We start from the raw sequence: 2,671 nt of genomic DNA, 5'->3' as shown, positions 1-2,671 counted from the left end.
CGTGCGCGCAGCGCGGCGAGGGCTTCGGTGACCGTGACGAGCGGGAGGTAGGCCAGGGCCGCGGCGAACTCGCCGAACTCCGGGCGCGGGGCCACGAGCATGTCGACGGTCCACTCGGTCGCGGCCCGGCGCCCGGCGTCGGTCGCGGTGTAGACCGTCCGCTCCGGACGCGTCGCCTCGCGCTCGACCGCGTGCTCGGCGAGCAGGCCGTCGCGCGCGAGGCGGTCGATGGTCTTGTAGAGCTGGGAGCGCTGACCGACGTTGACCACGCGGTCCTTGCCGCGCTCCCGGATGAGCTGCTGCATGCGGTACGGGTGCATCGGTTCCTCGACGGCGAGCGCGAGCACCGCGAGGGCGAGTCCGGACCGCTGGGTCATGGTGTCGAAGGTACTAGTGTCTCCGACACTAAGGCAAGCGTCCGGGTCACCGACCGCCTCGGACGTCCGGCACCGACAGGACCAGTCGGACCCTTCTGCTGGGCCCCTACGTGGCGGAACCCGCGATGTTGACCAGCCAGTCGACGCCGAAGCGATCGGTGCACATGCCGAACTCGTCGCCCCACATCTGCTTCTCGAGCGCCATCGTGACGGTGCCGCTCCCGGAGAGCCGCTCGTAGTACCCGCGCAGCTCCTCGGCCTGGTCGCCGGACAGGCTCACCGAGATGCCGGCCCCCTCGGGGCGGGTCATCCCCTCGGGGGTGTCGGAGGCCATCAGCGTGAAACCGCTGGGCGTGTCCAGCTGGCCGTGCATGACCTTCTCCGCCTCCGGGCCCTCGGTGCCCATGTCCCCGAAGGTCATGACGTTGAGGGTGCCGCCGAAGACGTCGCGGTAGAACTCGAGCGCGCTCCGGGCGGTGTCGGTGAAGTGCAGGTACGGGTTCAGGGTGGTGCCCATCGGGGTTCCTCACAGTGGTCGGCGGCGGTCGGTCGTCCCGGGCGGTCCGGCCCCCGGGGCGGCCATCGTGGCGCCGGTCGGCGGGCGTGGCCAGACCCCGTACGGGCCGTGCCCGCGTGGTGACGGCGGGCGGTCACCCCGCCCGCGGATCACGACGCCGGCGGTGTCGGCCGATAGGTCCCGAACACCCAGCGGTTGCCCTCGGAGTCGGCGACCGCGAACTCCCGGGACCCGTACGGCTGGTCGGTGAGCTCGCTGACGACCTCGCCGCCGGCGGCGACGACGCGGGCGTGGTGGCCGTCGGGGTCGTCGAGGACGAGGTAGGTCACGGCGCGGCCGGTGTCCCAGGCGTCGTCGGCCCGCCGGGGGCCGAGCAGGACGGCGCCGCCGCCCCAGAAGAGCTCGGCGTGGCCCTCGGAGACATGGCCGGGGGTCAGGCCCAGGACGTCGGTCAGGAAGCGGGCGTGGGCGAGGACGTCGTCACTGCGCAGCGTGGTCACGATCATCCGCTGATGGTGGACGGGGCTCCGGTGCGGCGTCTTGGACGTCGGGGACCTCAGACGCGTTCGATCTCCGCGGCGTCGACGCCCACCGCGGCCCACCCCGCGACGTAGTCCTGCGGGCTGCACCCGGCGAGCGCCCGGAACTCGCGGTCGAGGTGGGCGTGGTCGGCGTACCCGCAGTCCCCGGCGACGTCGGCGATGCGTCGGGGGCGGGCACCGGGCTCGCCGGGACCCGGCACGAGCAGGTCCGCGGCGTGCCGGAAGCGCAGCACCCGGGCCGTCGTCGTGGGCGCGAGCCCCACCTGCGCGGTGAAGCGCCGCGAGAGGTGGCGCCGGCTCCAGCCGACCTCGGCGGCCAGCAGCGGGACCGGGACGCGGCCCCGCGCGAGGGCGAGGCGACGCCAGGCGTGCGCGACCTCCGGGTCGGGCGCGGCGGCGGAGTCGGTGAGCAGACCCGCCAGGGTGTCGGTGACGTGGGCGAGGCGCGCCGACCAGCTCTCGAGGGCGGCCAGCCGCGTGGGCAGGGCGCCCAGCGCGCGCCCGGCCACGGAGACCGCGGCGAGGTCCTCGGCGGCGACCGGCACCCCGCCCACCTCCCGCCCGGGGGCGCCGAGCAGGCGCATCAGGCCCAGCGGCGACAGGTCCACCTGCACGCCCGCCTGGTGCCCGCGGAACTCGGTCACCGCGGCGGTGTCGCTCAGCCCGCCGAGGAACGACCCGAGGGAGCGGTCGTCGACCCGCAGCGGCTCCCCGAGCCCGAGGACCAGCGTGCAGGCCCCGGTCGGCGCCTGGCGGCGGCGGACCGGTGAGCCGCTCGCCTCGTCGTAGGCCGCGAGCCGGCGCACGACGCCCCGCAGCGGGGGTGGGACGGCGGCGAGCAGGAACACCGGTCGATCGTGCCGCTAGCGTGCGCCGCTGTGGAAGAGCACGCGTCGGCGGAGGAGCGGACCCGGGCGGCGCTCGCGCGGGCGCGGGCGGCGGCCGTGCTGAACGCCTTCACCGCGCTCGACGAGCCGGCCGCGCTCGCCGCCGCGGGTGAGGCCGACCGCCGCCGGGCGGCCGGGGAGACGTCGTCGCTGCTCGGGACACCGATCGCGGTCAAGGACGACGTCGACGCCGCCGGCCACGTCACCGGCTGGGGGAGCCGGGCCTTCACCCGCCCCGCGGCCGCCGACGGGACCCTGGTGGCGGCCCTGCGCCGGGTCGGGCTGGTGCCGATCGGGCGGACGACGCTGCCCGAGCTCGCCGCGTTCGGCGTCACCGACTCGGCCCGC

At 76.0% G+C, this 2,671-nt stretch carries 5 protein-coding genes; 1 reads left to right on the top strand and 4 read right to left on the bottom strand.

Annotation, left to right across the window (positions count from 1 at the left end; genetic code table 11):
• The 4 genes from AC0CYZ_RS31035 to AC0CYZ_RS31020 form a co-directional block, all read right to left on the bottom strand.
• A partial coding sequence (locus AC0CYZ_RS31035; RefSeq protein WP_472222009.1) for a PadR family transcriptional regulator occupies positions 1–377 on the bottom strand: 377 nt, incomplete at its 3' end.
• Positions 378–483: 106 nt separating this feature from the next.
• Positions 484–894: a VOC family protein gene (locus tag AC0CYZ_RS31030; RefSeq protein WP_472222007.1), complete on the bottom strand. Its 411-nt coding sequence runs from the start codon at positions 892–894 to the stop codon at positions 484–486.
• A 149-nt stretch (positions 895–1,043) separates the two neighbouring features.
• Complete coding sequence (locus AC0CYZ_RS31025) at positions 1,044–1,400, bottom strand: VOC family protein (protein WP_472222005.1); 357 nt, start codon at positions 1,398–1,400, stop codon at positions 1,044–1,046.
• Between the two features lie 50 nt (positions 1,401–1,450).
• On the bottom strand, positions 1,451–2,284 hold the full coding sequence (locus AC0CYZ_RS31020; RefSeq protein WP_472222003.1) for a helix-turn-helix domain-containing protein: 834 nt from the start codon (positions 2,282–2,284) through the stop codon (positions 1,451–1,453).
• A 30-nt stretch (positions 2,285–2,314) separates the two neighbouring features.
• Between AC0CYZ_RS31020 and AC0CYZ_RS31015 the strand changes: the two genes are divergently transcribed.
• The coding region (locus AC0CYZ_RS31015; protein WP_472222001.1) for an amidase family protein at positions 2,315–2,671 on the top strand (357 nt) is incomplete at its 3' end.

The organism is Actinomycetospora sp. (assembly GCF_055612215.1).
The sequence above is the reverse complement of the archived record's forward strand: the minus strand, read 5'-3'. Positions and strand labels throughout refer to the sequence as shown.

Excerpts from the sequence above, each read along its gene's own strand:
- AC0CYZ_RS31030 (WP_472222007.1), bottom strand. The coding sequence starts at position 894 with ATGGGCACCACCCTGAACCCGTACCTGCACTTCACCGACACCGCCCGG.
- AC0CYZ_RS31025 (WP_472222005.1), bottom strand. The coding sequence starts at position 1,400 with ATGATCGTGACCACGCTGCGCAGTGACGACGTCCTCGCCCACGCCCGC.